The following is a 23,688-nucleotide window of genomic DNA, read 5'->3' on the forward strand; positions in this document are numbered from 1 at the left end:
AAGACGTCGTGGAACTTGAAGAACTCTTGGATGCTGTTGGCAAGCGAACCGCTGACCGGTTCGAACGGATGCCCACCGTCGAGCACAAAAGTTCACTGGACTTGGACAGTCTGCCGGTAGACGCCAAAACCTGGCACCGTCTCAGCGATCTCGTTGCAGTCTTCTTTGATCTGAAGTCCTCTACCAGCCTGGAGAAAGGCCGACGAGCTGCCAGCACCGCAAGCATCTATGACGCCGGTGTAGGAGGTGTGGTGAAAATCCTCGATGCGTTCGGCGCGGACTTCGTCGACATCCAGGGGGACGGTGGTTTCGGGCTGTTCTGGGGCGAAGGGAGATACGAAAAGGCAATGTGCGCAGCGATCTCCATCCGGACATTCAGCCATGACTTCACGCAGAAGCTTGAGAAGAAGTGGCCTGAAGCGCCATCCACAGGGTTCAAAGTGGGCGTCGCGAGTGGTTCGATCCTCGTCAAAAAGGTTGGATTACCCAGACACCTCGACTTGCAGGAGCCGGTCTGGGCTGGCAAACCGGTAAATTACGCAGCTAAAGCAGCGCAGCAAACCGACCCCGAAGACATCCTGGTGACAGGAAGCGTATGGGATGAAATCGAAGACAACGACTACCTCGTGTTCTCGTGCGGATGCGACGACAGTAATCCAAGAGCAGCATCACCAAGTTTGCTCTGGGAGGCACGGACGCTGGAACACATCCCCGATGATGAACAGTTTGGCCAATCATTGAAGAGCGGGTGGTGCTCGATCCACGGGGAAGAGTTCTGCAACGCCATACTTGCCGGTGAGACGGCGAGGCCAGGAGTGCCAGAGAAGGCTATGCACGGCCGAAACCTTCTCGCATCCGGTTCTATCGAGAAGAACGCAGCGTCGAAACGGCGACGGCTGGCCAAGGAGGAACTGCGCAAAGAGTTCGCCCTGGAACAAAGCAAAGAACTTCGTGCTCTGCTGGACGAACTGTCACGTTAGCTCCCGGCCCAGAGGACCGCGCACCCTGCCGGCGAGGGAGCTGGGCCGAGCTGCCGATAAGCCAAGCCACCGCCATCGCGGGGGTGGTACCTGACTGCCCTCACTGGGACAGTGTGACACTTCGCAACGCTACTGTATGGATGCCCGCACGAGCAGTCCGCAGGTCAGCAGACTGATCCCGCCGATGGAGGCGCAAATCATGGACAGTTTCACCAGCAGATGCTTGGTCCATGCGATTCGGCTCATGCCAATGAGCTGTTTTGTCAGTACCGGGAGCAGGTCCGTCTGCTTGATCTTGTCTTGCAGCGGTCCTGCGTCCCAGTAGCGAAGGTGCCCGAAGTAGATGAAGTTCTCAGGCCATTCTTTCCCCACGTGGCGCATCCGCAGCCGCGGCATGACAACCCACATGGCGCAACCAGCGGCGACTACCAGCGCGACTATAGCGAGGTAGTAGGTGACCTGTTGCAGACATCCCTGCAGGGCTCCAAACAGGCGGCCCTCCGCGGAGAGCGCAACGATGGTAGTGATCCCGGCTGATTCCAGTGCAACAGCGAAAGCGGCTTTGGCGTCAACCTTGCCGGTCCAGTCCACCAGCGCTGCGTGTATCTTCCAAGTGGTCTCCAGCGCCTCTTTATCAGATTTGACGGGTTCGGGGTCAGCCGGTGCGGCTCTTCGCAGCTGCTTTTTGATGAACGTGATCACGGTTGCCAATGGTAAGTGGTTCCGTAAACGGTTACCGATTTTGATCCGTAGGTGTGGGTGCCGGCCGAACTCCACATGTCCACGCCCTTCGTGTACCGGGTCTCATCGCTCAGATCTTGGAGGACAGCAGCGGTGATGTTAATGGCGTTGCCGCTACGGATTTCGCTGAGTTTAGCTGCGACGCTGGGAGCATGTCCGATGGAAATGATGTCGTTCTGTCCGTGGACTCCGCCGCGAACGAGCATCGCCGTGCCTGTGTCGATACCTATTCCATGCCCCATGGTCCATTGAAGGCTGTCCCACTTTTTCTTGAGGGCAGGATTGATCACGTTTCTCACGGCCCAGGAGATGTTGAGGGCGGCTTTGGCTGCGTGGGCGTTCTTGTCCTGTCCTATGAAGATGCCCATGACTCGGTCGCCATCGAAGCTTCGGATTTTGCCTCCACGGGCGCGGATGATTCGGGATGCCGCGTTCAGGTAGCACCGGATAATCTTTGCCGCCGCCCAGTCGTGGTGCCCCTGGGCCAGGCCCGTGGAGTCAGCCATGTCGGCATAGAGGTAGGTCGCGTCCAACCGTACCGCTCCGTTGCCGAGTGCGATGTCCGTGGTCTCTGGCACGATCTGCCCATTGCGGATGTCCCATCCGGGTGCCAGCACGCCGTTGATGCCTTCCACCACTTGTTCTTGCAGTCCCACGCTTAGGGGTCCCTTCTCTCAGTGCCGGCGGATGTTAGGAAATGCTCCAGCGCCAAGTCGATCCATAGATGGTGTAGCCCAACTGATCTTTACCGAGGTCTGTCCACATGTTCTTCTTGTTGGGTCCGCCGTACTTGGAGGAATCCAGGAGCATGTTGTAGCTCGCTGCTGATATGTAAGTGGAGTAAGTGGTGGGAAGCGCCGCCATTTTGGCTGCGTTGTTGGCTGCGTTTCCCACCCAGACAAGGTCATTACTTCCCCGGATACCAGTTCGTGCGACGAACAGGGCAGAGGTGTCGACCCCTACTTTCTGCTTCAGCACGTAGGTGGACTTGGGGTAGCTGGCTTTGATGGCGGGTTGGAGTATCTCTTGAACCGCCCAATTGATCCTCAGCCCGCATTTGGCGGCGTCGGTGTTTTTGGTGTTGCCGATGAAGACGGCCATGATGCGGTCGCCGTCGAACGAAGTGATCACGCCTCCATGTGCCCGGATTATCCTTCCGGCGGTGTAGAGGTAGTTCTTGTAGACCTCCGCGGCGAACCAGTCCTTTTTTCCTTTGACCAGCTGGGTTGATTCTGCCAGATCGGCATAAAGGACGGTGGCGTCGACCTTCACGGCCTCATTGCCGAGCTTGATGTCTTCCGTAGCGGGGACCTTCTGTCCGTTGCGGGTCGTCCACGCTCCTGCGTGTGTCCGGTTGGCATAGTCCTGGAGGTCAGTGAGTAATGACATGTTCGTAGGTTCTTTCATGGGAAGTCTGAGCAGCAGAGATGAAGAAGGGCGCCGGACCTATCTGGGAACGCACCGTCTGAAGAATCGGTCTTTGCCCGCGTACTCTCAGCCTCGGGCAGCTCTTCGACTCCAGCCTAGTAAAGCACGGGGCGTGGACCGGCTTCGCGTCTGAAAGTTGCGGACCTCGCGGGAGGTAGCCTCCTCACCCGCTTACCGACATGGGCGGCCGCAAACGCATCCAAGATCCGCTCAGCCCGCAAGCTTCTCGACCACGGAACACCACGCCGTGAAGTAGCCGCCAGCCTCGGCGTCTCCGTCCCTACCCTCTACAGATGGGTGCCGGCAGCCGGCACTACGGTGGCTTCACAGCAGTTTTTGAGATTTGGTGCAGGTGCCGTCCGGCGATGCAACTATAAGGGCAATGGACTATGACGCAGAAAGCAACACCGTGCACGCCACTTCTGACTTTTCCGTGTCCATAGTCCTCGGCACTATTCCCGGATTCCGCTAGACAGAGTGCAGCCGACTTCTGAAAACGACAGGAATCGTATGGGCGGGGGAGTGTCCCAACGGAGGTGTCCCACTTCTAAGGAAGTGGGACGATTTCCATTGCTTGACATAACCGCGTTGGGGATCTGGAATTCTGTTGGGAATGAAGAAAGCCTACCGTTGGGGGAAGGTGCACTTCCGAGGACACTAGCCGCTAACCTCCCCCGAGACCGCGGACAGGAGCCGACTAGCTTCTCCATCACCGGGGAACCAGCGATGAAGGCAAGCGGGTTGCCACGCGGTTGCAATGAGAGAAGGTCAGCATCCCCATCGCATAATTGTCTGTATGACGACTTCAGGGGTATACTCGATACCAACATGGCCAGCCGCCCGCTTCCGTACGGAAGGGACGGCTGGTTCTCTTTAACATGGTGGTCTCATATGACAAGCCCTTTAAGACCGTCCCGGAGCAGGTAGAGCTGCTACGAACTCGGGGTCTGGATATCGTCGATGAAGACGTCGCGATCCGCTACCTTCAGAATGTCGGGTACTACAGGCTGAGCGGGTACTGGTTCCCCCTTCGCCAGATTGTTCCCGTACCCACCACGGACCCGCAAATCCTACCTCCCACTAAGGCAATTAGTAGGTTCGTGGCCGGCGCAAATTTTGACCACGTCCGCTATATGTATGAGTTTGATCGCCGTCTGAAGCTTCTCGTGTTAGACGGACTAGAACGGGTCGAAGTGTCCATGCGCTTCCAATTAGGGCATGTCCTGGGCGAGGGGCACCCGTATGCTCATTGCGATATGCACTCGCTCAGTGCTGCATTTACCGAGGTCGTAGACCCCGAAGACCCCTTGGCACGTTCTCAATGGCTTGCGAGCGAACATGCAAAATGGATGGCAAAAGTTCGGAGTTTGGAAAAAAACTCAAAGGAAGAGTTTGTAAAGCACTTCAAGACAAAGTACGGGGGTAGGCTTCCAGTATGGGTTGTCACGGAGATTCTTGACTTCGGTGGTATGTCTTATCTGTATTCGGGACTCAAGCCGAACCACCGAAATCAGATCGCTGAGCGCTTTGGCTTTGCCGACGCTGCAGGTGGGAATGGAAAGGCTCTTGCTGGCTGGATCGCCAACCTGAACTACATCCGAAATACCTGTGCACATCACGCACGTTTATGGAACAAGAACATGGCTGTTCAGGGCAAGGAATTGACCGCTATCGAAGAGCTCAGGCACGCGGAGAATTCCAAGAACAGGGTATACGCGTCGCTGGCAGTGATGGCGTACCTACTCTTGATTAGCAATCCCGACTCGCATTGGCGTCGAGACTTGCTCGATTTTATTGATGAGCACAGCTCTCGGGTTGATCTGACCAAGATGGGTTTTCCAGAAAACTGGCGTCAGGAATCAATTTGGGATCTGAAGTACATTCAGGCAGTCGACCCTGAAACCGCGGAGCGCCGAAGGCTGAGACAGAGCTTCGAATGCGTAAGGACCAGTGACGTAGGTCAAATTATCGCCCCCGAAATGCCACCGAAAGACGCAGCGACGGAGGTTCGCCGGCGCAGATCACGAAGTCAGCTGATGGCATTGCAACTTGAGGAGGGAGGGGCCTACGACTTCCCGCTGTTTCAATTGGATGTAGTTCGTAACGAGATACGCCCACTCGTCGCCTATGCAAATGCACGTATTGATGCCAAAAGTAATCCCTGGATTGCTGCTTCTTGGTGGTTATCGCCCGCGGAAAAGCTCTTGGGCGATACTCCTTTGGAGGCCCTAGAGGCCGGTTCCCTTACCGAAGAAGTCGTGGACGAAATATTGACTCAGCAGTCGATCAGAGACTTTGCGAGTTCTGAGAGGGCATAACACTGAGAGGTATCTTTCCCATCTTCTGAAACCAATCAAGGGCCGCGCTTGAGACTGCTGCCGTACGTACGCAACGGTCGCTGGCCATCAGAATCAGCACAAACGGGCCATCACGAACTGACTGTCACCTCCTTCCGTAAACGAGGTGGAGTGTCTCACTAGCGGTGTCCCTGTGCCAAGCATGTGAGCGATCTTTGGGACGTTGTAGAAACCGTACAATCGAAAGGCGCCGCAAGGCGCATCCATCTGGCAGCCCGCTGCAGAACCACGTTTCCGAAAGAAGTAACCGAAACCGCGACACGATCACGTTCCGGGCTGCACCCATACTTTGGGAGATTCTTTGTTGCGGCCTGGCGGCCAGTCGTTGGCCTTGCCGGGTGGAGCTGGCGGCCGAGCTCCCGCGCTCTCCGCGTGGACGGCAGGGTGGAGCGGCCCACAATCGCCAGCTGCCTACCGACCGGAAGGCCGGCGATGATGGTTTGCGGCATCGTGATGGGACCGATGAGGGCCGCGCACACCACGTCAAAGGTGTTTTTGCTCTTCAGCTTCAATTAGGACCGCGAACCCTCGTACGGTTGCGAGGCTCCCTTGAACACCAGCCCTTCCACGCCGGTGGCCGAGAGGTCCTTCAACCAGTCCTTTGCCAGGTCCATGTCGGTGGTGGCGGGGGAGAGGTTCAAGGGGGCAGTCCAGTCCCGGGCCAGTTCCTCCAGCAGCTTCCGGCGTCCCGAGAAGGGAACATCCCTGATGTCCTGCCCGGCAACGGCGAGGACGTCAAAGGCCGCGAAGGACGCCGGGAGCTCCTGGACCAAGGCCGGCAGCGCCGCCTTGGAGGTGACCATGCGGCGCTGCAACGCTTCGAAGTCCAGCCGGTCCCCGTTCCATATGACGGCCTCACCATCGAGGACCACGCCAGGGGGCACCTGCGCCTCCATAGCTGACACCAGATCCGGCAGGATCCGTGTGAGCTCCTTGCCCTGCCGGGACCAGAGAGTCACCCCGGCCGGTTCCACGAGGGCGACGGTTCTATAGCCGTCCCACTTGGGTTCGGCCCAGAGGCCGCCCGGCAACGCGCGAGGGCCGGGGAAGGTTCTGACGAGTTTCGCAAGGGCAACAGCCACCGGTGGTTGCAGTGCCCGCGGGATGGACTCGTCCATGCGCCCAGCCTAAAGGACCAGACCCGCACCGGCCCCTCGCCTGCGCTCCCGGGCTGTAAAGCTTCTCCGGTCGCACCTGTCCGGGGTTGTCTGCTGAGGGCTTCCCGGTCGGCCGTCCACTTCAATGGGGGTGTCCCGCCGGCAACATGGGGGCGTCTCCGGCGGGACATTCCCACCGTACCAACCCACCCTGCGGGCCGTCAGGGGAGTAGGGCATGCTCGCTAAGGCTCGCACCCCGTTCGGGCGTCCACTGCGCTTCGCTTCGTGGCCGGCTGTTGGCCTGTGTGTGCCGTCGCAGGGCTCCTGCACACCCCGGCCCTGTCTTTGTCTTCGACGTTTTGGCTGCTGTCCTTCGGATTGTACGTTCCCGCTCCGGCCCCTCTAGCCCCTCCGTGAACTCCGGGGCCTGCGGTGGCGGGAAATGTCCCTGCGGCGCTCCTGCGTCGCTGATTTCCTTTCGGGAAATTTCCTGCCCCTTTGCCCTGCGGGTAGACGGGCCTACGTCGGGAACAGCTCCGCAAGCTTCGCCAGCAGCCAAAACAACGATCCGGGGGGAAGGGGAAGCTGGCCGCCCACCACGAGCGCCCCACCCACCAAAATCCTCAGCAAAGGACAAATATCATGAACGACCGCACCGCCCGCGCCGCCCTGACCCGACTGTTCGATCCCCAAGACCAGACCGGGCGCGCCCTGGTCGGCGCCCTCGGTGCTTACGCCGCCCTCCGCATCGTCACCGGCGATCAGCCCGTGCACACGTTCGCCCACATCACCGAAACCGAACTGGCAGAGGGGCTGCAGCGCTGGCGGGTCCGGCTGCCCGACATCGACCCCGAGAAGGACCTCGCCACCATGGAGCGCCTGGGTGGCGGGTTCCTCATCCCCGGGGATGAGCACTGGCCGGCAGGGTTGGACGACCTGCCCGATGCCCCGTACGGGCTCTGGTACCGCGGAGACATCGAGAACGGTGTCCCGGCCCCGGAACGGGCGGTCGCGCTGACCGGGTCCCGGGACTCCACCAGCTACGGCGCCGCCGTGACGGGCGAGATGGCCCACCAGCTGGCCGGCCGCGGGATCTGCATCGTCTCCGGTCTCGGCTACGGGATCGACGCGCACGCCCACCGGGCCGCCCTGGCCGGGTTCACCGGTGAGGGACCGGCGACGATCGCCGTTGTCGCCGGTGGCCTTGACCGGGACTACCCGGCCGGGAACGCCGACCTCGCAGCAGCAATCCGCGCCCGCGGGCTGATCGTCTCCGAACAGCCCCCGGCAACCGCACCGACCCGGTACAGGTTCCTCCAGCGCGGCAGGATCATCGCCGCGCTGGCCGGGGCGACCTGTGTTGTGGAGGCCCGCTGGCGATCCGGTGCCCTGCACACCGCCCACCAGGCCGAGACCATCGCCCGCCACGTCGCAGCCGTCCCCGGCCCGGTCCACAGCGCCAACTCCGCCGGCTGCCACCGGCTCATCCAAGAAGGCGGCGCAGCACTGGTATCCGACGCCACCGAACTGGCCGAACTCCTCGCCAGCTAAACCCCGCAGTGGCCGGGACCCCGAACGGTCCCGGCCACCACAACCCCTGGAAGGAGAAGGAACACAATGACGGACTTCTGGGACGAGGACGACAACGTCGACTACGAGGCCCACTACGAATCCCTGCAGCGGGAGCAAGCCGCCGCGACGGCCGAACGGATCGGCTACCCGGGCATGACCGAAGCCTTCTACCGCTTCGGCCTGTACGGGAACGAGGTAGCCGATGAGGTGTTCACGCCCGAGCTGCTCGCCGCCATGGACACCTGGCAGGTCCTGCTCGAACTGGCCGAACTCACCGAAGACGAACCGCTTCGCAAGGAACTGGAACGCGAGCACGAAACCATCGACCGCGCCATCCACGACATGACCGACCCCCGCACACACAAGTGATGGGTGGACCGTTCGCCTTACGGTGGGCGGGCGGTCCGCCGTCGTGCTGGGCCGGGTGGGTGGTTGCCCGCGGCGGACCGCCAACCGCACAAGACGGCCACCGGGCTCGGATGGGTGGCGCGTCCCACCGACCCTGTCCCCCTTGGGTGGAACGGGTGGGGTGCTGTTAGGGGCGGTTCGCCGGGGCGATCCGGGATAAGGGCGTCCACTGCGCTTCGCTTCGTGGCCGGCTGTTGGCCTGTGTGTGCCGTCGCAGGGCTCCTGCACACCCCGGCCCTGTCTTTGTCTTCGACGTTTTGGCTGCTGTCCTTCGGATTGTACGTTCCCGCTCCGGCCCCTCTAGCCCCTCCGTGAACTCCGGGGCCTGCGGTGGCGGGAAATGTCCCTGCGGCGCTCCTGCGTCGCTGATTTCCTTTCGGGAAATTTCCTGCCCCTTTGCCCTGCGGGTAGACGGGCCTACGTCGGGAACAGCTCCGCAAGCTTCGCCAGCAGCCAAAACAACGATCCGGGGGGAAGGGGAAGCTGGCCACTCACCAGAGCCGCCCCACCCACCAAAATCCTCAGCAAAGGACAAAGAAGAACCCATGATGAACGAACTGCGCATCACCAGCCCTGCCGACATCCTCAGCTTCATCCCGCACACCCTCGGTTTTGCGCCCAAAGAATCCTTCGTGTTCATCACCATGCGCACGAACATGCTCGGCGCGACCCTGCGCGTGGACGCCCCACAGGAGACCAACACCGCAGTCTTCGCCCGGGCGATGGCCGACTACCTCACACTGGACGGCCAGGCGAACGGCGCCGTGCTGGCCGTCTACACCGACCAGCCCGCCACCAACGGCGCGCCTCGCCCGTTCAACGACCACGTCGAAGCAATCGTCGAAACCCTCGACGCCGCCGGGATACCGCTGAAGGACGCGTGGCTGGTGACCTCCCGGCACTGGAAGAACCTGCTGTGCGATGACCTGCGGTGCTGCCCCATCCAATCCTTGGAGGCCATCACCGACGGGCAACTGAACGCCGAAATGATCTACCGCGGCAGCAGCTACAAAGACACCCCCGGCACCACCTACCCGCCGTTCAACGGCCCGGCCGACACCAGCCGGAAAATCGACAACGCCCTGCAGATGGTCCAGTCCAACGAGCCGAGCAACAGCATCGGTCTCTGGGCCGAGGCCATTGCCTGCAGCGGACGGATCAGCGCGGAAACGGCCGTGCAGTTGCTGGCCTGCTTCCAGTACCCGGCCCTGCGCGACACCTTAATGTGCACCGTGATCGAACCCGACCGCACCACCGCGGACGGGTCCGGCTACCTCCTGCTGGGTGAGGGCATCCGCCCGGACTGGGCCCGGGTTGACGGGGCCACGGACGCGGCCCGTGAACTGATCAGCGCGGCCCCGGGAACCTACCGGGCGCCCCTGCTGACCATGATCGGATGGCTCTACTACCTCAAAGGCCAGTCCTCCGTCGCCGCCGAACACTTCACCGCCGCACTGGAGGACATGCCCGGGTACCGGCTCGCCGAACTGATGGAAGAACTCATCAGCGGCGGCAAGATCGCCCCCGTCGCAGCCGACGAAACCACCGGCTACAAAAAGCCCTAAGCCTTGTAGGAGGGCCGGGACCGGCAACGGTTCCGGCCCCACCGGCGCGTCGGCGGCCTCCCCCGCTTCGCTCCTCCGGCCGCCGATAACGCTGACGCGGGCGACGCCACACCCCAACCGCATGCGATCCTGGCGCCGGGCTACAGTGGAAGAATCACCGGTTCCACGATCCGCCAGGGAGCAACCCGCATGAGCCACGACTTGATCCTCACCGAAGACGACGCGCCCACCGGGAACACCCACGCTGAAGACATCCTGGAACTGAGCATGCTCACTCTGGACCCGACATCCACGCCTGTGGACATCTCCTGGGAGAAAAACCCGCAAGAGTCCTAACCCCTGCAGCGGGCGATGCTGCACCTACAAGTTTCATTTTGCTGAGGGAAAACAGGAAGAGCCGACACCACCTAGGTGCCGGCTCTTCCGCCATCCCAAGGGATCCGGCGGTCCGCCGTCGTGGCGGCGCGGGCGGAGGTTGCCGGCGGCGGACCGCCGCCCGCACAAGAAGGCCTTCGGGTTCCGGCAGGTGGCGCGGCCCCCGACACTGGTCCTCGCCTGGGGTGGAACGTGGGGTGCTGGGTGTGGGCGGTTCGCCGGGCGAACCGGGAAAGGCGTCCACTCCTCTTCGCTTCCGTGGCCGGCGGTTGGGGCCGGTCCCGTCGTCGCAGAGCTCCGCCGTGCCCGGCCCCGCCCGTTGTCTACGACGTCTTTTTGTGGCTGTCCTTCGGATCATACGGTTCCGCTCCAGCTCAAGCTCCTGGCAGTCCGCAAAGCTCCGGTCTAGCACACAGCGATGCGGGTAATGATGGCGACGAATTCGTCCCAGAGCGCTGGTGCGATTTCGTGGCCCATACCTGGGTAGAGGTGCAGTTCAGCTTGGGGGACGACTTCGGCGATCCTCAGGGATCCACGGGCTCGGATGAGGGCGTCGTTCCGGCCATGTATGAGTGCGACCGGCATCGTGAGTTCAGTAAGTCTCGGCCGCAGATCAGGCAACAGTGCAACTGCGTTCCTTTGCCGGGATAAGCCGCTGCGGTCGGGGGCACGGTCAAACATGCGGCCTGCCAGTTCCCGCTTCCAGGCCTCGTCGTAACCCCATGCCGGTGAGGCTGTGGCACGGTCGCCTTCCAGGAACGAGGCGATGGCATCCTCCCGGTGTTGAGGGCGCGGAATCTCCGCGGTCAGGATCCCGGGATCGATGTCGTCGAGTACGGGCGTTGTATAGAAGAGAACCAGGCCGGTGACCATGTTGGGGTATCCGAGCGCTGTGTGCTGGGCAATGAGTCCGCCCATCGACTGCCCAACGATCGTGATTTTCCCGAGGTCCGCGTCAGCAATGACATCGATGACGTCGTCAGCCATGTCCGCGATCATGTAGTTCCCGTCTTCGCGCCGGGAGAGACCAACGTCGCGGTTGTCCATCCGCAGAACCCGCAAACCCTGGGCGAGGAGAAGATCGCAGAAGGCATCCCGCCACCCGATCAGCTGCCCGGTATAACCTTCGATGAGCAGGACAGCCGGGGCGGCGACAGGTCCCTGGGATTCCCAGTAGATACCGGAGGGAGTGGTAGGCATTTCAGCCTGCCCTCTGCGGAGAGAGCAGTCCGGACTTTAGCAGGAGACCTTCGAGGTCCACCGGGTCGCTGACACCGCCAATAAATCCTTGGCCGCTAAACTCGAGCAGGAATCCGAGCAGTACCGGCAGACCGTTATGTGCGATCACCCGGCCACTGTACAGCTCGGGGCCCGTGATGTTCCGGGCATGTTCCAGCTCAATGCGGTCGGTCCAGACCGCGGCCCATGTGCCGGTCGCATGGGCCCGATCGCAACGCTGGGCGGCGACAACGGTCTCATGGGCGGAGAAGATCATGAAGGTCTGGTCGTTGATGCTGACCCGCTGGATGACCTCTAGGTGGGCGAACCCTTCGTCGGGCCCGGTCAGCGGCGGGCGAGCGGTCCATGCTCGTAGATCCTGTGACGTGGCGTGGCCTACGACGCCGCGTTCCATAACTTCGCCGGTATTGGCGCGGGCGGTGATGAGCATGTGCCAAAGTCCGGTCTCGTCGCGGTAGACCCACGGGTCCCGCCAGGCTTCTTCGGGCCAACTGGAGTCACCGAGCTTTTCGTACCAGGCCGAATCGGCTGCCAGGGCGAACGTGTCGTCTTTAGCCCAGTGGTGCAGATCCGAGGAAACCGCCACCGCGATCGTCTCAACGTTGGTCGCGCTGTCAGGGGAGAGGAAGGCGGAACCGGTGTAGAACATCCGCCACAAACCATCGTCCCCGCGGACGACGGAGCCAGTCCAGGTCGCGGTCGCGTCCACTGTTCCTTGCCCTCCTGGGCGGAGCACGGTGCCGTGCTCGGTCCAGTCGATGAGGTTCGTCGAGGTGGCATGGCCGATGGTGGCGTTGCGGTGGCGGAGTTCGGGGTCGCCGAGTGATTTTGGTGCTTGCAGGTAGTAAAGGTGGTGGATACCGTGGTCCTGGACGTGCCAGAAGTCCCAGATCCACCGGTCTTCAGGGGCGAGCATAACGAATGTTCCTGACTTCAGGGGCGCCGGTTACGGGGTGACGCGGCGGTGGTCAGCGGCATGGGTTTTGAGTGCGTCGATGACTTGGTCGCGCCAGGCAGCGGCTTCCGGGAGCAGCTTGGTGAACTGGGAGGACCCGTGCACATGACCTTCCCCGAGGCGGAAGGCCGCGTGGACCCCTACTTCCTGCAGACGCTGGGCGTAGCGGGACCCGTCCATCTGTAGCGGGTCAAACTCGGAACTGATAATCAACGCTGGCGGCAGCCCCGAGACGTCGTCCGCCAGGAGGGGGGAAGCATAGGGATTTCTCGCGTCCTCAGGCGAACGCAGGTACCCCTCAACGCAGAGGTCGATTTCTGCCTTCGGCAGCGGGTACTCACCTCCGCTGTATTGTTCGACGCTGGGGCTGGCGAGTGTCAGGTCCAGGGCCGGCACTTCGAGGACCTGGAAGGTGATGTGCGGACCGTTTTCGTTCCGGGCTTTCAAGGCGATCGCGGCCGAGAGGTTTCCACCAGCCGATCCTCCGCCGATGGTGACGTTTTCGGGGTCACCGTCGTAGTCGGCTGCATGCTCAACGACCCACTCCAGGGCAGCGTAGGAGTCTTCCAAAGGAATGGGGAATTTGAATTCGGGCGCCAGACGGTATTCGACGGCGACCGTGACGTACCCGGCAAGGGCAGTGCGTTCCCGGCAGACATTGTCGACGAAGGTCTCCTCGATGGTCCCTGCCATCCATCCGCCGCCGTGATAGAAAACGTGGATCGGATGGGGGCCGGGGGTGCCGGGTTGGTAGATGCGGACCTTGATTTCACCACCGTTGACGGGAACCATCGCGGTATGTACCGAGCCTACGTCGAGGGGTTCTTGTGCGACGAGCGCGGCGAGGGCGTTGGCGCCTTCCAGCCCTGCCTGACGCACGGCAGGCAGGTCGGTCAGGTCGCCGAGCCCCGTGGCGGGCAGGCTGTCAAGGAGGGTTTGGAGTGCGGGGATAACGGGCATGCCAGTGTCGCTTTCTTAGGGATGGGTCGTTGAAGAAATGTTGATCAGGGGCGGGCTAGGCCGCTGGGGAGGCGCTGGCGAATTCGGGGTCGGTTTCCTGCTCGTGCTGGAATTCGTTGGCGATGCGGCCGCCGCGGAACCCGATCCATCCGATCACGACGCCCAGGAGGGCTGCTACGGCGGAGGCGATGTAGATCAGGCTTGGGGAGAACGCGATGACGGCGGGAGTGATGGCGGCGGTAGCGGCGGCCATCAGCCGGCCGAAGGTGAACACGAATCCCTGGGCGGTGGAGCGCAGCATGGTGGGGAATGCTTCGTTGCCCCACACCCTGGCGATGGGTTCACCGCAGCTGGTTTGTCCGATGGAGCCAATCATGAGGGCGCCTAGGATGGTGACGAGGGTAAAGCCAAAGAAGACAGGGAGCATCAGGCCGGCGATAGTGACTGCACCGCCGATCAGGAACAGGGGGATCCGGAAATGGGTGTCTACGTATTTCATGTACAGGAACAATGCGATGAAGGCCAGGGGGAACAGCAGGACCGTGTAAGGAATAACCTCGGTGATTGCCAAGCCCGCGACGTTGACGGCCACGTAGGTGGAAAATGAGCCCAGAACGGTACTGGCGGAGAGTACCAGCGCGTAGAAGACCGACAAGACAATGAACGGGCGGCGGAACGGGGGCTGCAGCAGGTCACGGATACGTGCTTTGTCTGCCCGAACCGTGTGGACACCGTGGCGGCGTTCCTCCCGGGACTGCAGCCACAGTGGCGACTCGGGAACCGTTAGTCTCAGGGTCAGCCCTATGAGGGCCACGACGACGATCAGGCCGTACAGGATTTGGCCGCTCATCCGCCCCATCCCACCGGTCGCGGTAGTGAGGAGTACAATGGTCAGGGACGCGGCGATCCACATCACCTGTGTGAAGACGAGCATCTTGCCACGGCTCTTCTCTGTGGCGGCTTCGGCGATCGTGGCCAGCGAGACCGGCAGGTCGGCGCCCACGCCCAGACCCAGCAACGTGATGCCGGCTAGCAGGACGGTGAAATCCGTAGAAAATGTCGGTGCGAGGCTGCCGAGCATGATGACCGCCATGGTGGCGATAAAGACCTTGCGGCGACCGTAGAGATCGCCCAACCGACCGCCGACCAAGGCGCCAATGGCCAGCCCCACTGTCACCATAGCAGTAAGTAGGCCCACTTGATCGGCGGTCAGGCCGATCGTCTGCTGGTAGATGACCAGCGCGATGCCGTTGACGGTCAACGCTGCACCGTCCACGTACGAAGCCAGGCCGGCGATGACCGCTACCCGCCAGGGGTGCTTGTATGCGCTCACCGGGGCCGCTGCACCAGCCGGTGAGCCACCGGTTTCCGGGATTTGGGAAGTGGACATGTAATCCTCCTTGATTAATCGTGTCAACCACGTTCGATGAATAAAGTATGCGTTAGGGTTAATCGTGTCAAGCCTTGGAGGAAAATGAGTTCCACACCGTTGACCGTGAGCGACGTAGCCCGGGAGGCTGGCGTCTCCCGCGCAACCGTCAGTTATGTCCTTAATGACCGCCGTGACGTACGCGTCAGCGAACCGACGCGTCGGCGTGTGATGGACACAGCCCGCCGGCTGGGCTACGTTGGCTCGCCCGCTGCCCGCGCATTGCGCAGCGGGCGGGGCGATGTGGTACTCCTCCTTGTTCCCGACTGGGAAGTTTCCGGCCAGCTCGAGCTCCTGCTGGAGGAGGTCGGCCGGCTTGTGGCCGATTACGGGCTGGTATGCCTCCGCTACGAAGGTGAGCACTGGCAAGGATCGCTGCACAAACTGCTTTCCCGCATTTCTTGTGCGTGCGTGGTTACCTTCGACCTCCTGAACGCCGACGATGTGCAAGCGCTCGAATCCGCCCGCGTACCGGAAGTATCCGCTCGGCTGCTCGACCACCCCGGACTGCCGCACAACACGGCTATAGGACAAGACGCCATCGTGGCCGCCCAGGTCGACCATCTGCTTGAACAGGGATATACCCGCCTCGCCTACCTTGCCACCGAAGAGCCGCGAGGGAGGGCCTTCACGACAGCACGAGTAGCAGCGTTCCATCAGATCTGCTCAACGCGCGCCGTTACAGACGTAATTTCGGCCACTGTCCCCATAGACCCGGAAAGCATCTCAGAAACCGTCCGAGCATGGTTCGAACTTTCCTCTGAGCCGCTCGGGATCGCCGCGTGGAACGATCTGACGGCCCTGGGCATCATCGGTGCAGCGGCATCCCATCAGATCCCTGTTCCTCAGAAACTAGGCGTCGTAGGGGGCGACAATAGTCCCGTCGCAGCACTCGCACGCCCACCCATCAGCAGCGTCAAGTTCAATCTGCCCTCGGAAGCAAAAGGGATAGCAGCCCGCATCGCCGAAACCTTGGGACACAACCAAAACGACGAGGCCGTCGCGTCCGTCGCGGCGGTGGAAGTCGTTGCCCGGGGTTCGACAGCAGGACCGACCTAGCAGCAGGGACGCCAACACGGACGTGCGCCGGGGCCAGGGCGCGCCGTCGCAGGGCTCCGGGCACCCTGGCCCTGTTTGTCTACGACGTCTTTTTGGTTGCTGTCCTTCGGATTGTAGGCGTCCGCTCCACTCTGTCCAGCCCCTCCGCACGCTCCGGGGCCTGCGGTGCAGGAAATGTCCCTGCGGCGCTCCTGCGTCGCTTATTTCCTTCGGGAATTTTCTGCACCTTGCCCGAGGGTGGACAGGGCTCCGTCGGCCGCCGAGCAAGCAAGCTTGCCAGCAACCAAAAAACAACGGGGGAGGGGACCCACGCAGCTGGCTTAGGTTACCCCGCTCCCTCACCGATTCCTCTGCAAGGGACACACAAACCATGAACGCAGCACCCACGCTCGAAATGCTCGACCCCAACACCCTGACCGTGGACATCAACGTCCGCAAAGACGCCGCCCTCACCAAGGAGTTTGTTGCCAGCATCAAGGAACACGGCGTGCTGGTGCCAGTCGTCGCCCACCGGAGAGAGGACGGGACCGTGCACGTGCTGATGGGACAACGCCGCACGCTCGGAGCCATCGAAGCCGGAGCGCCGAGAATTCCCGTGCTCGTCGGTGACACGCCCGAGGAAGCGGAACGGCTGGCCACGTAGGTCGTCGAGAACGACCACCGCCGCGCCCTCACCGACGGCGACCGCGCCGAAGCGTTCCACCAAATGGCGTTGCTGGGCGTGAGCGCCAGCGTCATCGCCCGGAAGATGGGAGCCAAAAGGACTTGGTGGAGACAGCGCTGAAGGTCAAAGCAAACGCCACCGCTGCCCAGGCACTGGACCAAGGCCTGACGCTGGAGCAATCCGCCGTGATCGAGGAATTCGCAGACGACGCCGACGCCGTGGCCCTCCTCGAACGCCTCGCCACCGAGAACCCCGGCAACTTCGCCCACCGGGCGCAGAGGCTCCGGGACGAGCGCAGGAACAACGCCCTGATCGCCGAAGCCTGCGCCGAGGCAGCCGCCAAGGGCCTGACCGTGCTGGAGGAAGACCCCGGCTACTACGACTACAAGGGGCCCGCCGCGATGATCTCCACCCTGAGCACCGCCGAGGGCGAACGACTCACCGAGGCTGACGCCGACGCGGTTTACATCGGCATCGGATACAGCGGTTTGGTGAGAAGGTTCGCCGTCGCGGACTGGAAGGGACGGGGACTGAGGAAGGACGGCAAGGCCCCGGCAGGGGCATGACCGAGGCGGAAAAGGCCGCACGCAGGGAAGTGATTGAAAGCAACAAAGCGATGGATTCGGCCGAGGTGGTCCGGAGGGACTTCGTCAAAGCCTTGCTGGCCCGTAAGGCCCTGCCAAAGAACGCTCAGAAGTTCATCGCCCACACGATTGCCCATTCCAGCTACATCCTGACCAAAGCTTTGAACAGGACGGAACTCACGGCGGAACTGTTGGGCACCGGCACCGGGTACGGCGAGTTCAAGGCCTACGTCGACAAGCCCACCACCAAACCCGAAACCGTCACCCTCGCCACGATGATCACCGCCTACGAGGCAAACATCGACCGCACGAGCTGGCGGAGCCGCAACAGTGACACCCGGTACTACCTCACTGAGCTCACGGCATGGGGATACGAACCCAGCGACGTCGAGAAGATCATCCTCACCGACCCCACGACAGAAACCGAGGAACCCACGGAAAGCGAGGCCGACCCCGAAGCCGCATAACCCCCCTTGCCGGGCGGAAACCCACCGCCCGGCAAGGCCCCGGCCACTGACCAGGAACAGGGGCCGGGGACCTCCCGCAGATCGGGCGGTCCGCCGCCCGGTGCGAACCACGAGAGCCAATCACCAGCGGCGGACCGCCGTGTCGCGCCACCAGGAAAGTACTCACCACGTGCCGCGCTGCGGCGGCTGACTTCCCTGGCCGATAGATCACCGGAAGTTCTTGAATTTTCTCTGACGTACTGCTTGGCCTGGGATGTCGGAGCCGGGTAACGCGCCTACCCCCTGACGCGGCCACTGTTTCAGCCTTATAGATGAATCACGGATTTCCTTTTGCAGAGGGAAAATTTGAAGGGCCGGTATTCACGTTCCGGCCCTTCACCCTTTTAACCCGGAAACATTCGGCGATGGATCCACCCGTGGCAGACAGGGCTCAACCAATTCAATCTGGGATCCGCCGCCGTTAAGCCTCCGCATCCGCTTTCGCCATCTTGAGCGAAGCTTCCGTGCTGCGGTGTACACCCGGCGCCGGGCTTGGCGCCGGACGACGGAAGATAAACCGCAATTTCAGCCGGGACCACACAAAGTCCGCACATTTGATCACCTCAGATACGCCCGGAAACCAGTATGCCCTGGGCGGCTATCAAGGAGGCCGGGGGAGTCCCGTCGGACTACTGCCGGGAGCCCAAGCGAAGCCCTTCTTGATGCTGACGGATCCCACCACAGGAGTTCATCACGCGAGGCACCTGGATTACCCGCAGTCTGCGTTCCCGATGGACACAGCATGCGCCATATTGTGGAATTCGCGTTTCTCGATGTACGCCGAGTGAACAGGAAAATCTGACCAGAAACCCGGAGGATACGCGGTGGAATCCTTTAAATTCTGCGGAATAACGGCTAGAATTATAGTAGCTAGTCAGCCAGACGAACCTAACTAATGTTGATACGAAACGCAGGACTGAAAATGACTACTTCATTGACCGATTACACGGTTTACACTAAGCCCGAGTGTCCCAATTGTGAGCGCACGAAGGAGTATTTCGACTCCAAGGGCATCACGTACACGGCTGTGGACGTCACCGAGGTGCCGGCGGCTTTGGAGTACATCACCGATGAGCTTGGGTACACGCAGGCCCCGGTCGTGGTGAACAATTCCGATGACCAGGACCACTGGTCGGGCCTCCGCCGGGACAAGCTCGTCCAGGCGGCCATGACCCACACCGTGGCATGAACCCCTTGGAGGCCTGGGAGGCCAACGAACGGTTCCGGCTCAGCGGCCGCCGCCAGGACGACCTGGAAGAGTTCGGCCGCACCGCCAACCCTGGCGGCCGGATCATCGTCCCCGCCCCGGAGGTTGACCCCTACGTGTACGCGGCCATCCATTACTCGTCCACGGACCAGGATCTGCCGCCGTGGCCCATGGACGTCTGGGACCCCTACGCCGACGACCCGGACATCGCCGCCCAGTACCAGAACACCGAACTCTCCACAGAAGCCCTGCCCGGTACCGGATCCCGGGACGACACCAGCAGGCCCAGGACAACCAACCAGCCCACGACAATCAGCGCACGAGGACAAGGAACCATCATGGCCGGCGAAACCACGATCACCGTCATCGGAAACCTGACCAACGACCCGGAGCTGCGTTTCACGCCCTCGGGATCGGCGGTAGCGAATTTCACCATTGCCTCAACGCCCAGGACTTTTGACCGGCAGGCCAGCGAATGGAAGGACGGGGAGACGTTGTTCCTGCGGGCGAGCGTGTGGCGGGAGATGGCAGAGAACGTCGCCGGGTCCCTGACCAAGGGCACGCGCGTGATCGCTTCGGGCCGGTTGAAATCCCGTTCTTATGAGACCAAGGAAGGCGACAACCGCACCGTCGTCGAGCTCGAAGTCGACGAGATCGGGCCGTCGTTGCGTTACGCGAACGCCAGGGTCAACCGTACCCAGCGCAGCGGCAACCAGAACACGAGAAGGACAGGGGACGGTTCCCCGGGGGACGCCGGTCAAACCGCTTCCCGGGACGATCCGTGGGCCGTGAACTCCCCGGCAAACGCCGGCTCCCGGAGCGACGGCACAGATACGGAACCACCGTTCTAACCTCCAAGTGACCGATGGACCGCGTGGCAAGGGCCTGCACCCGAAACGGGTGCGGGCCTTTGCCATGTTCTGACCTCTACAGGTAGTCGTTGTCCCGGTTGGAAAAGAACCCAATCAACGATGGCGGGGTGGGTCGGCAGCGGCGGGCCTTGGCCCTTGGGAAGGTCGGCCGTTTGGGTGACCACAGGGGGTGGAGGCTGTGCACGGCCACCGCCCGCTCAAGGTGTGATTTGGGGCGGTGGTGTCGTGGTGGTTGTGTGCAGCCGGTCGGGTGGGTCCCGTCGTCCACGTGGGTGCGGGAAAAGCCCGGAGGTTTTTAGCTTTTGCCGTGCCCGGGTGGGCGAGGGGCTTTAGAGTCCCTGTGCGGTGTCGTTGCTGGTTTGGTTGGTGTCCGTGGCGGGGGTGTTGGTGGTTTTGGTTTGTGTTTTGCGTCGGCGCCCGACGGCGGCGGGTTCGAGGCCGAGTTTTTTGAGTTCCTCGGGGCTCCATCCGTCGCGGGTGGCTTTGATGTAGGCGCGTTTGTCGTCGCGTTCTGCGTTGGCGAGTTGTTCTTTGAGGTTGGTGACTTTTTGGCGGGCTTTGGCGAGTTCTTCGACTGTTTTGATGCGTGAGTTGAGGAGGGCGCGGGCTTGGTCTTTGGTGCGTTCAATATCGATGGTCATGGTGAGGTTCCCTTCCTGTGGTGGTGTGCTGGTTCAGCGTCCGTAACTGGTGTTGACCAGGGGTTGGTATGTCACTCGGTTTGCTGCAGCGGCCGGGGCCGCTGCAGCTGCGGCCTCGGTGGGGCCGGCTGCCGGGTTGTGGGGGTAGGACAGGGTGACGGTCCTGAGGACTTTGGGCATGAGGTAGCGCCCGTCGGGGTCGTACTTCTCGGCGTACCTGTCGATGACTTCTTCGAGGGTGGGGCGGTGGTAGGCGTCGGTGACCTGCTCGCGGGTGGGAAGCTCGCCCGCGACCTGTTCAGCCAGGGCGCCGGCGTGGCGCCGGTGATGGGTTGGCAGCACCTTGGTGAGGGCCGCTTCGAGGGCTGGAAGGGGCGCGGCCTGTTCCGGCGACAACGACGCCGGGGTTGTCGTGGCTGTGGTGTGTCCGGAGGGCACGGCAGGGTCCGTCCGGCTCGACGGGATGGTGGCGGTGATGATGACGGCGTAGCCGTCTTCTCCGATGCTGGCCGTGGTGCCGGTGGCGTTGCGGAGGTGTTCGGTGGCGAGCTCGTCGATGACTCCGCCGACCAGGTAGTCGGAGCTATGGAGCAGGGCGCTGGCTTTGTCGAGGAGGTGCATTCCGGGTCTGCGTTCGATGTCGAAGATGACGCAGACGTGTTCGGGGTCGTGCCCGTTCGCTTCCTGGTAGTGGGCTTCGGCCAGGCGCGGAGCGCCGGTGATGTCTTTATTCAGCATGGTCCCCCCAAAGGCTTGTGACTGTTCAAGACGCACCCACCCTACCCATCACGAGCTCCCGATCCCGGGACATCGCCGGGCGTGCCGCAAAACCAGACCGAAGCGCAGCAAGCTATACATTTACACGGGTGTAAATGGTGTGTCGTTCACGGCCCCTGTTGGGTTCCTGGGTGACACTGGCTTGTGTGGTCCCCGGGTTTCGGGGTCGCTGCGCTGGGCCTTTGAGGGAGGGGGATTCGACACGATGGAAGACGAGAATGACCGTCGCCCGAACCCTGCCCGTCGTCGCCGGGCGAACGCCCCGGCCGGGTCGAAGAAGCGCCGTGATGTGTGGGTCACGGTGGAGGAGGAAGCGGCCCTGATCGCGAAGGCCGGACGGGAGAAGGTCACGGTCCCGAACCTGCTGGTGTCGGCGGCGTTGTCGGAGGGCACGGATTCGCCGACGGAACGCCGGGCGGTCATTGCCGAGTTGATGCAGTTGCACAACTTGTTGGCGCGTTCGTCGAACAACATCAACCAGCTGGCTCGGCACGCGAACGCCACCGGTCAGGTCCCGGCGGAGGCGGGGGAGGCGTTGAAGCATCTGCGTTCGGTTGCGATGCGCATCGATGCGGCCATTGAGGGGTTGATGTAGCCGAATGATTCCGAACATCACCCGCGGTTCGCGGATGGCCGGCCTGATGGTTTACCTGGTCTCCACCGATGCGGACAAGACGAAGAACGCGCACACCGAACCGCACTTGGTTGCAGGGGACGCGGCGATCATGGCCTGGTACGACGACGGTGTCCTGGACCATGACGATGCGGCCGCGATCGCGAAGCACCTGGATCAGCCACGCAAGGCCTACGGCGTCGAAGTCCGGGTCAAGGACTTCGCCTGGGACGCGTCCAGGAAGGAGCGCGTCCACGTCGGGTACAAGGACGCGTCCGTGTGGCACTGCTCGCTGAGTCTGCGTGCCGAAGAGGGCGCGTTGACGGACCAGCAGTGGGGTGACATCGCCAACGACTTCGTCGATGGGATGGGCTTCACCACGGCGAGTGGCAAAGCGCAGTGCCGGTGGGCTGCGATCAACCACGGCACGAGTGAGAACGGCAACCACCACATCCACATCGCCGTCTCGTTGGTCCGAGAAGACGGCACCAAGGCCTCCACCCACGGTGACTACAAAACGGCTCAGCAGGCCTGCCGCGAGCTTGAGGTTAAGTATGGGCTGGAACAACTCTCTACTGTGCACGCCACCCGCGGTTACGACCGGGCCGAAAAAGCCACCGCTCTCCGGGGCGAGCGCGAGATGCACCGTGCTTCCCTGGCGCGGAAAGTCCGTGCCTGCGCCAGCGCCTCAGCGACCGAGGGGGAGTTCGTCCGGCGGGCCCGTCAGACCGGAATGCTGGTCCGCCCGCGCTATGCGAAGACCACCACCGACGTCATCGTCGGATACTCCGTGGCCGAACGACCGCGGCCGGGGGAGCGGCCCATTTGGTTCGGCGGCGGCACCCTCGCTACAGACCTGAGACTCGGTGCGCTGCGGCAGGACTGGATGGACTCACCCCAGGCCGCTACCGAGGCCGCGGCGGAATGGAACGCTGCAGCCCGGAACAAACGGACCGTCTCAAGAACAGGACCGGAGAACGCAACCCCGCCGGGCCAGGCATGGGTTGACTACACCCGCAACGCGACCGCCCTGGCGGACCAGCTCCGCACCATCCCGAGGGACGATCACGCCACCTGGGCCAAGGCAGCCAGGGAAGTGTCCGGCGCGTTCGCTGCCTGGTCCTACCGGCTCGAACCAACTCCCGGTCCGTTGGCCGCAACGGCCGCTGAACTGTCCCGCACAGCCCAGCTCCGCGCGCCCCGGCAGCACAGCAAACCGGTCGTGTTGCCGTCCATCGCCGGGACCGCCATGTTGTTCATGGCAGCATCGTCCAAGAACAAAACCGCAGCGCAAACAGCGCTCATGGTCCAGCTCATCAACACCGCGTTCGCCGTGTACGAAATGCACGCCCAGTCCGGACGTACCCGCGAAGCCCAGCGCATCCGCTCCGTCGTGGAAAACCAGTTGGCACCGTTCACCGTCACCATGCCCAAACCTGTGCCAGTGGGCGCCGGTGAACAGTCAGCGTCGGAGGCGGTAGTGCCTCCACGGGCAGTTGATATTGCGCGTCGGGGAATGACTCCCCTCCGGCCCGGTTCCGTGGTTCCCGCAACCCCCACGCCGGCGACGCCCGCCACACCAACCAAGACACAACAGACCAGCCAGCGCGACACCGGCCAAGGCCTCGACCGATAAGAATCACACCACTAGTGCAAGG

General features: G+C 62.6%; 24 protein-coding genes and 1 pseudogene. 15 read left to right on the top strand and 10 right to left on the bottom strand.

Going from position 1 to position 23,688, the window contains the following annotated elements:
- The first annotated feature begins 8 nt into the window (after positions 1-8).
- The gene (locus JMY29_RS20230) at positions 9-980 is read left to right on the top strand and encodes a hypothetical protein (RefSeq protein WP_016359523.1); all 972 of its coding nucleotides are present in this window, start codon (positions 9-11) and stop codon (positions 978-980) included.
- 129 nt (positions 981-1,109) lie between these two features.
- Here JMY29_RS20230 and JMY29_RS20235 read toward each other — a convergent pair whose 3' ends face one another.
- Genes JMY29_RS20235 through JMY29_RS20245 form a run of 3 tightly spaced genes read right to left on the bottom strand, consistent with a single transcriptional unit; the run spans position 1,110 to position 3,110 of the window.
- Positions 1,110-1,682 carry a Pycsar system effector family protein gene (locus tag JMY29_RS20235; RefSeq protein ID WP_016359524.1) on the bottom strand — a complete coding sequence of 191 codons (573 nt, stop codon included), beginning with the start codon at positions 1,680-1,682 and terminating at the stop codon, positions 1,110-1,112.
- Positions 1,679-2,377 (bottom strand): adenylate/guanylate cyclase domain-containing protein, encoded by a 699-nt coding sequence (locus JMY29_RS20240; protein WP_016359525.1) that lies wholly within the window; start codon positions 2,375-2,377, stop codon positions 1,679-1,681. Before JMY29_RS20240 ends, JMY29_RS20235 begins: the two co-directional genes overlap by 4 nt.
- Positions 2,378-2,411: 34 nt before the next feature.
- The gene (locus tag JMY29_RS20245) at positions 2,412-3,110 is read right to left on the bottom strand and encodes an adenylate/guanylate cyclase domain-containing protein (RefSeq protein ID WP_016359526.1); all 699 of its coding nucleotides are present in this window, start codon (positions 3,108-3,110) and stop codon (positions 2,412-2,414) included.
- A 237-nt stretch (positions 3,111-3,347) separates the two neighbouring features.
- Here JMY29_RS20245 and JMY29_RS20250 point away from each other — a divergent pair.
- Together JMY29_RS20250 and JMY29_RS20255 are read left to right on the top strand one after the other, a co-directional pair.
- Positions 3,348-3,458, top strand: a pseudogene (locus JMY29_RS20250) (helix-turn-helix domain-containing protein); the annotation flags it as partial.
- A 569-nt stretch (positions 3,459-4,027) separates the two neighbouring features.
- Positions 4,028-5,467, top strand: coding sequence for an Abi family protein (locus tag JMY29_RS20255; RefSeq protein WP_016359528.1), 1,440 nt, complete (start codon positions 4,028-4,030; stop codon positions 5,465-5,467).
- A 551-nt stretch (positions 5,468-6,018) separates the two neighbouring features.
- Here JMY29_RS20255 and JMY29_RS20260 read toward each other — a convergent pair.
- Complete coding sequence (locus tag JMY29_RS20260; RefSeq protein ID WP_016359530.1) at positions 6,019-6,624, bottom strand: ATP-dependent DNA ligase; 606 nt, start codon at positions 6,622-6,624, stop codon at positions 6,019-6,021.
- 622 nt (positions 6,625-7,246) lie between these two features.
- On the opposite strand from JMY29_RS20260, the gene dprA reads away from it, so the two are divergent.
- The 4 genes from dprA to JMY29_RS20280 all read left to right on the top strand — a co-directional run bounded on the left by dprA (position 7,247) and on the right by JMY29_RS20280 (position 10,485).
- Complete coding sequence (dprA, locus tag JMY29_RS20265; protein ID WP_016359531.1) at positions 7,247-8,155, top strand: DNA-processing protein DprA; 909 nt, start codon at positions 7,247-7,249, stop codon at positions 8,153-8,155.
- 66 nt (positions 8,156-8,221) lie between these two features.
- Positions 8,222-8,545, top strand: coding sequence for a hypothetical protein (locus JMY29_RS20270; RefSeq protein ID WP_016359532.1), 324 nt, complete (start codon positions 8,222-8,224; stop codon positions 8,543-8,545).
- Positions 8,546-9,129: 584 nt separating this feature from the next.
- On the top strand, positions 9,130-10,149 hold the full coding sequence (locus tag JMY29_RS20275) for a DUF4192 domain-containing protein (protein ID WP_016359533.1): 1,020 nt from the start codon (positions 9,130-9,132) through the stop codon (positions 10,147-10,149).
- A 189-nt stretch (positions 10,150-10,338) separates the two neighbouring features.
- A complete protein-coding gene (locus tag JMY29_RS20280) occupies positions 10,339-10,485 on the top strand; it encodes a hypothetical protein (protein ID WP_016359534.1) in 147 nt (48 codons plus the stop codon).
- A 444-nt stretch (positions 10,486-10,929) separates the two neighbouring features.
- Here the strand turns inward: JMY29_RS20280 and JMY29_RS20285 are convergent, their stop codons facing one another.
- The 4 genes from JMY29_RS20285 to JMY29_RS20300 are packed head-to-tail and all read right to left on the bottom strand — an operon-like array spanning position 10,930 to position 15,068.
- Complete coding sequence (locus JMY29_RS20285) at positions 10,930-11,724, bottom strand: alpha/beta fold hydrolase (protein WP_016359374.1); 795 nt, start codon at positions 11,722-11,724, stop codon at positions 10,930-10,932.
- Position 11,725: 1 nt separating this feature from the next.
- Positions 11,726-12,679 carry a glycoside hydrolase family protein gene (locus JMY29_RS20290; RefSeq protein ID WP_016359375.1) on the bottom strand — a complete coding sequence of 318 codons (954 nt, stop codon included), beginning with the start codon at positions 12,677-12,679 and terminating at the stop codon, positions 11,726-11,728.
- Positions 12,680-12,709: 30 nt separating this feature from the next.
- Complete coding sequence (locus JMY29_RS20295; RefSeq protein WP_016359376.1) at positions 12,710-13,678, bottom strand: alpha/beta hydrolase; 969 nt, start codon at positions 13,676-13,678, stop codon at positions 12,710-12,712.
- 55 nt (positions 13,679-13,733) lie between these two features.
- Entirely contained in the window at positions 13,734-15,068 is a 1,335-nt protein-coding gene (locus JMY29_RS20300; RefSeq protein ID WP_079941735.1) for an MFS transporter, read from the bottom strand.
- 84 nt (positions 15,069-15,152) lie between these two features.
- On the opposite strand from JMY29_RS20300, the gene JMY29_RS20305 reads away from it, so the two are divergent.
- From JMY29_RS20305 to JMY29_RS20330, 6 genes are all read left to right on the top strand, one after another.
- Entirely contained in the window at positions 15,153-16,166 is a 1,014-nt protein-coding gene (locus tag JMY29_RS20305; RefSeq protein WP_016359378.1) for a LacI family DNA-binding transcriptional regulator, read from the top strand.
- Positions 16,167-16,536: 370 nt separating this feature from the next.
- Positions 16,537-16,809 carry a ParB/RepB/Spo0J family partition protein gene (locus JMY29_RS20310; RefSeq protein ID WP_229778677.1) on the top strand — a complete coding sequence of 91 codons (273 nt, stop codon included), beginning with the start codon at positions 16,537-16,539 and terminating at the stop codon, positions 16,807-16,809.
- A gap of 125 nt (positions 16,810-16,934) precedes the next feature.
- Complete coding sequence (locus JMY29_RS20315) at positions 16,935-17,396, top strand: hypothetical protein (protein WP_053764343.1); 462 nt, start codon at positions 16,935-16,937, stop codon at positions 17,394-17,396.
- On the top strand, positions 17,393-17,881 hold the full coding sequence (locus JMY29_RS20320) for a hypothetical protein (RefSeq protein WP_053764344.1): 489 nt from the start codon (positions 17,393-17,395) through the stop codon (positions 17,879-17,881). The genes JMY29_RS20315 and JMY29_RS20320 overlap by 4 nt, the downstream gene beginning before the upstream one ends.
- A 961-nt stretch (positions 17,882-18,842) precedes the next feature.
- Entirely contained in the window at positions 18,843-19,109 is a 267-nt protein-coding gene (locus JMY29_RS20325; protein ID WP_016359379.1) for a glutaredoxin family protein, read from the top strand.
- Complete coding sequence (locus JMY29_RS20330; protein ID WP_229778676.1) at positions 19,106-19,978, top strand: single-stranded DNA-binding protein; 873 nt, start codon at positions 19,106-19,108, stop codon at positions 19,976-19,978. Before JMY29_RS20325 ends, JMY29_RS20330 begins: the two co-directional genes overlap by 4 nt.
- A gap of 350 nt (positions 19,979-20,328) precedes the next feature.
- On the opposite strand, the gene JMY29_RS20335 is transcribed toward JMY29_RS20330, so the two are convergent.
- Positions 20,329-20,640 carry a hypothetical protein gene (locus JMY29_RS20335; protein ID WP_016359381.1) on the bottom strand — a complete coding sequence of 104 codons (312 nt, stop codon included), beginning with the start codon at positions 20,638-20,640 and terminating at the stop codon, positions 20,329-20,331.
- 33 nt (positions 20,641-20,673) lie between these two features.
- Entirely contained in the window at positions 20,674-21,378 is a 705-nt protein-coding gene (locus JMY29_RS20340) for a hypothetical protein (protein ID WP_189076542.1), read from the bottom strand.
- Between the two features lie 244 nt (positions 21,379-21,622).
- Here JMY29_RS20340 and mobC point away from each other — a divergent pair, with 244 nt between their 5' ends.
- Together mobC and JMY29_RS20350 are read left to right on the top strand one after the other, a co-directional pair.
- Positions 21,623-22,012, top strand: coding sequence for a plasmid mobilization relaxosome protein MobC (gene mobC / locus JMY29_RS20345; protein ID WP_181968420.1), 390 nt, complete (start codon positions 21,623-21,625; stop codon positions 22,010-22,012).
- Between the two features lie 4 nt (positions 22,013-22,016).
- Entirely contained in the window at positions 22,017-23,666 is a 1,650-nt protein-coding gene (locus JMY29_RS20350; protein WP_016359384.1) for a relaxase/mobilization nuclease domain-containing protein, read from the top strand.
- Positions 23,667-23,688: the final 22 nt, after the last annotated feature.

The sequence above is a fragment of the Paenarthrobacter nicotinovorans genome (genome assembly GCF_021919345.1).
Taxonomy (GTDB): Bacteria; Actinomycetota; Actinomycetes; order Actinomycetales; family Micrococcaceae; genus Arthrobacter; species Arthrobacter nicotinovorans.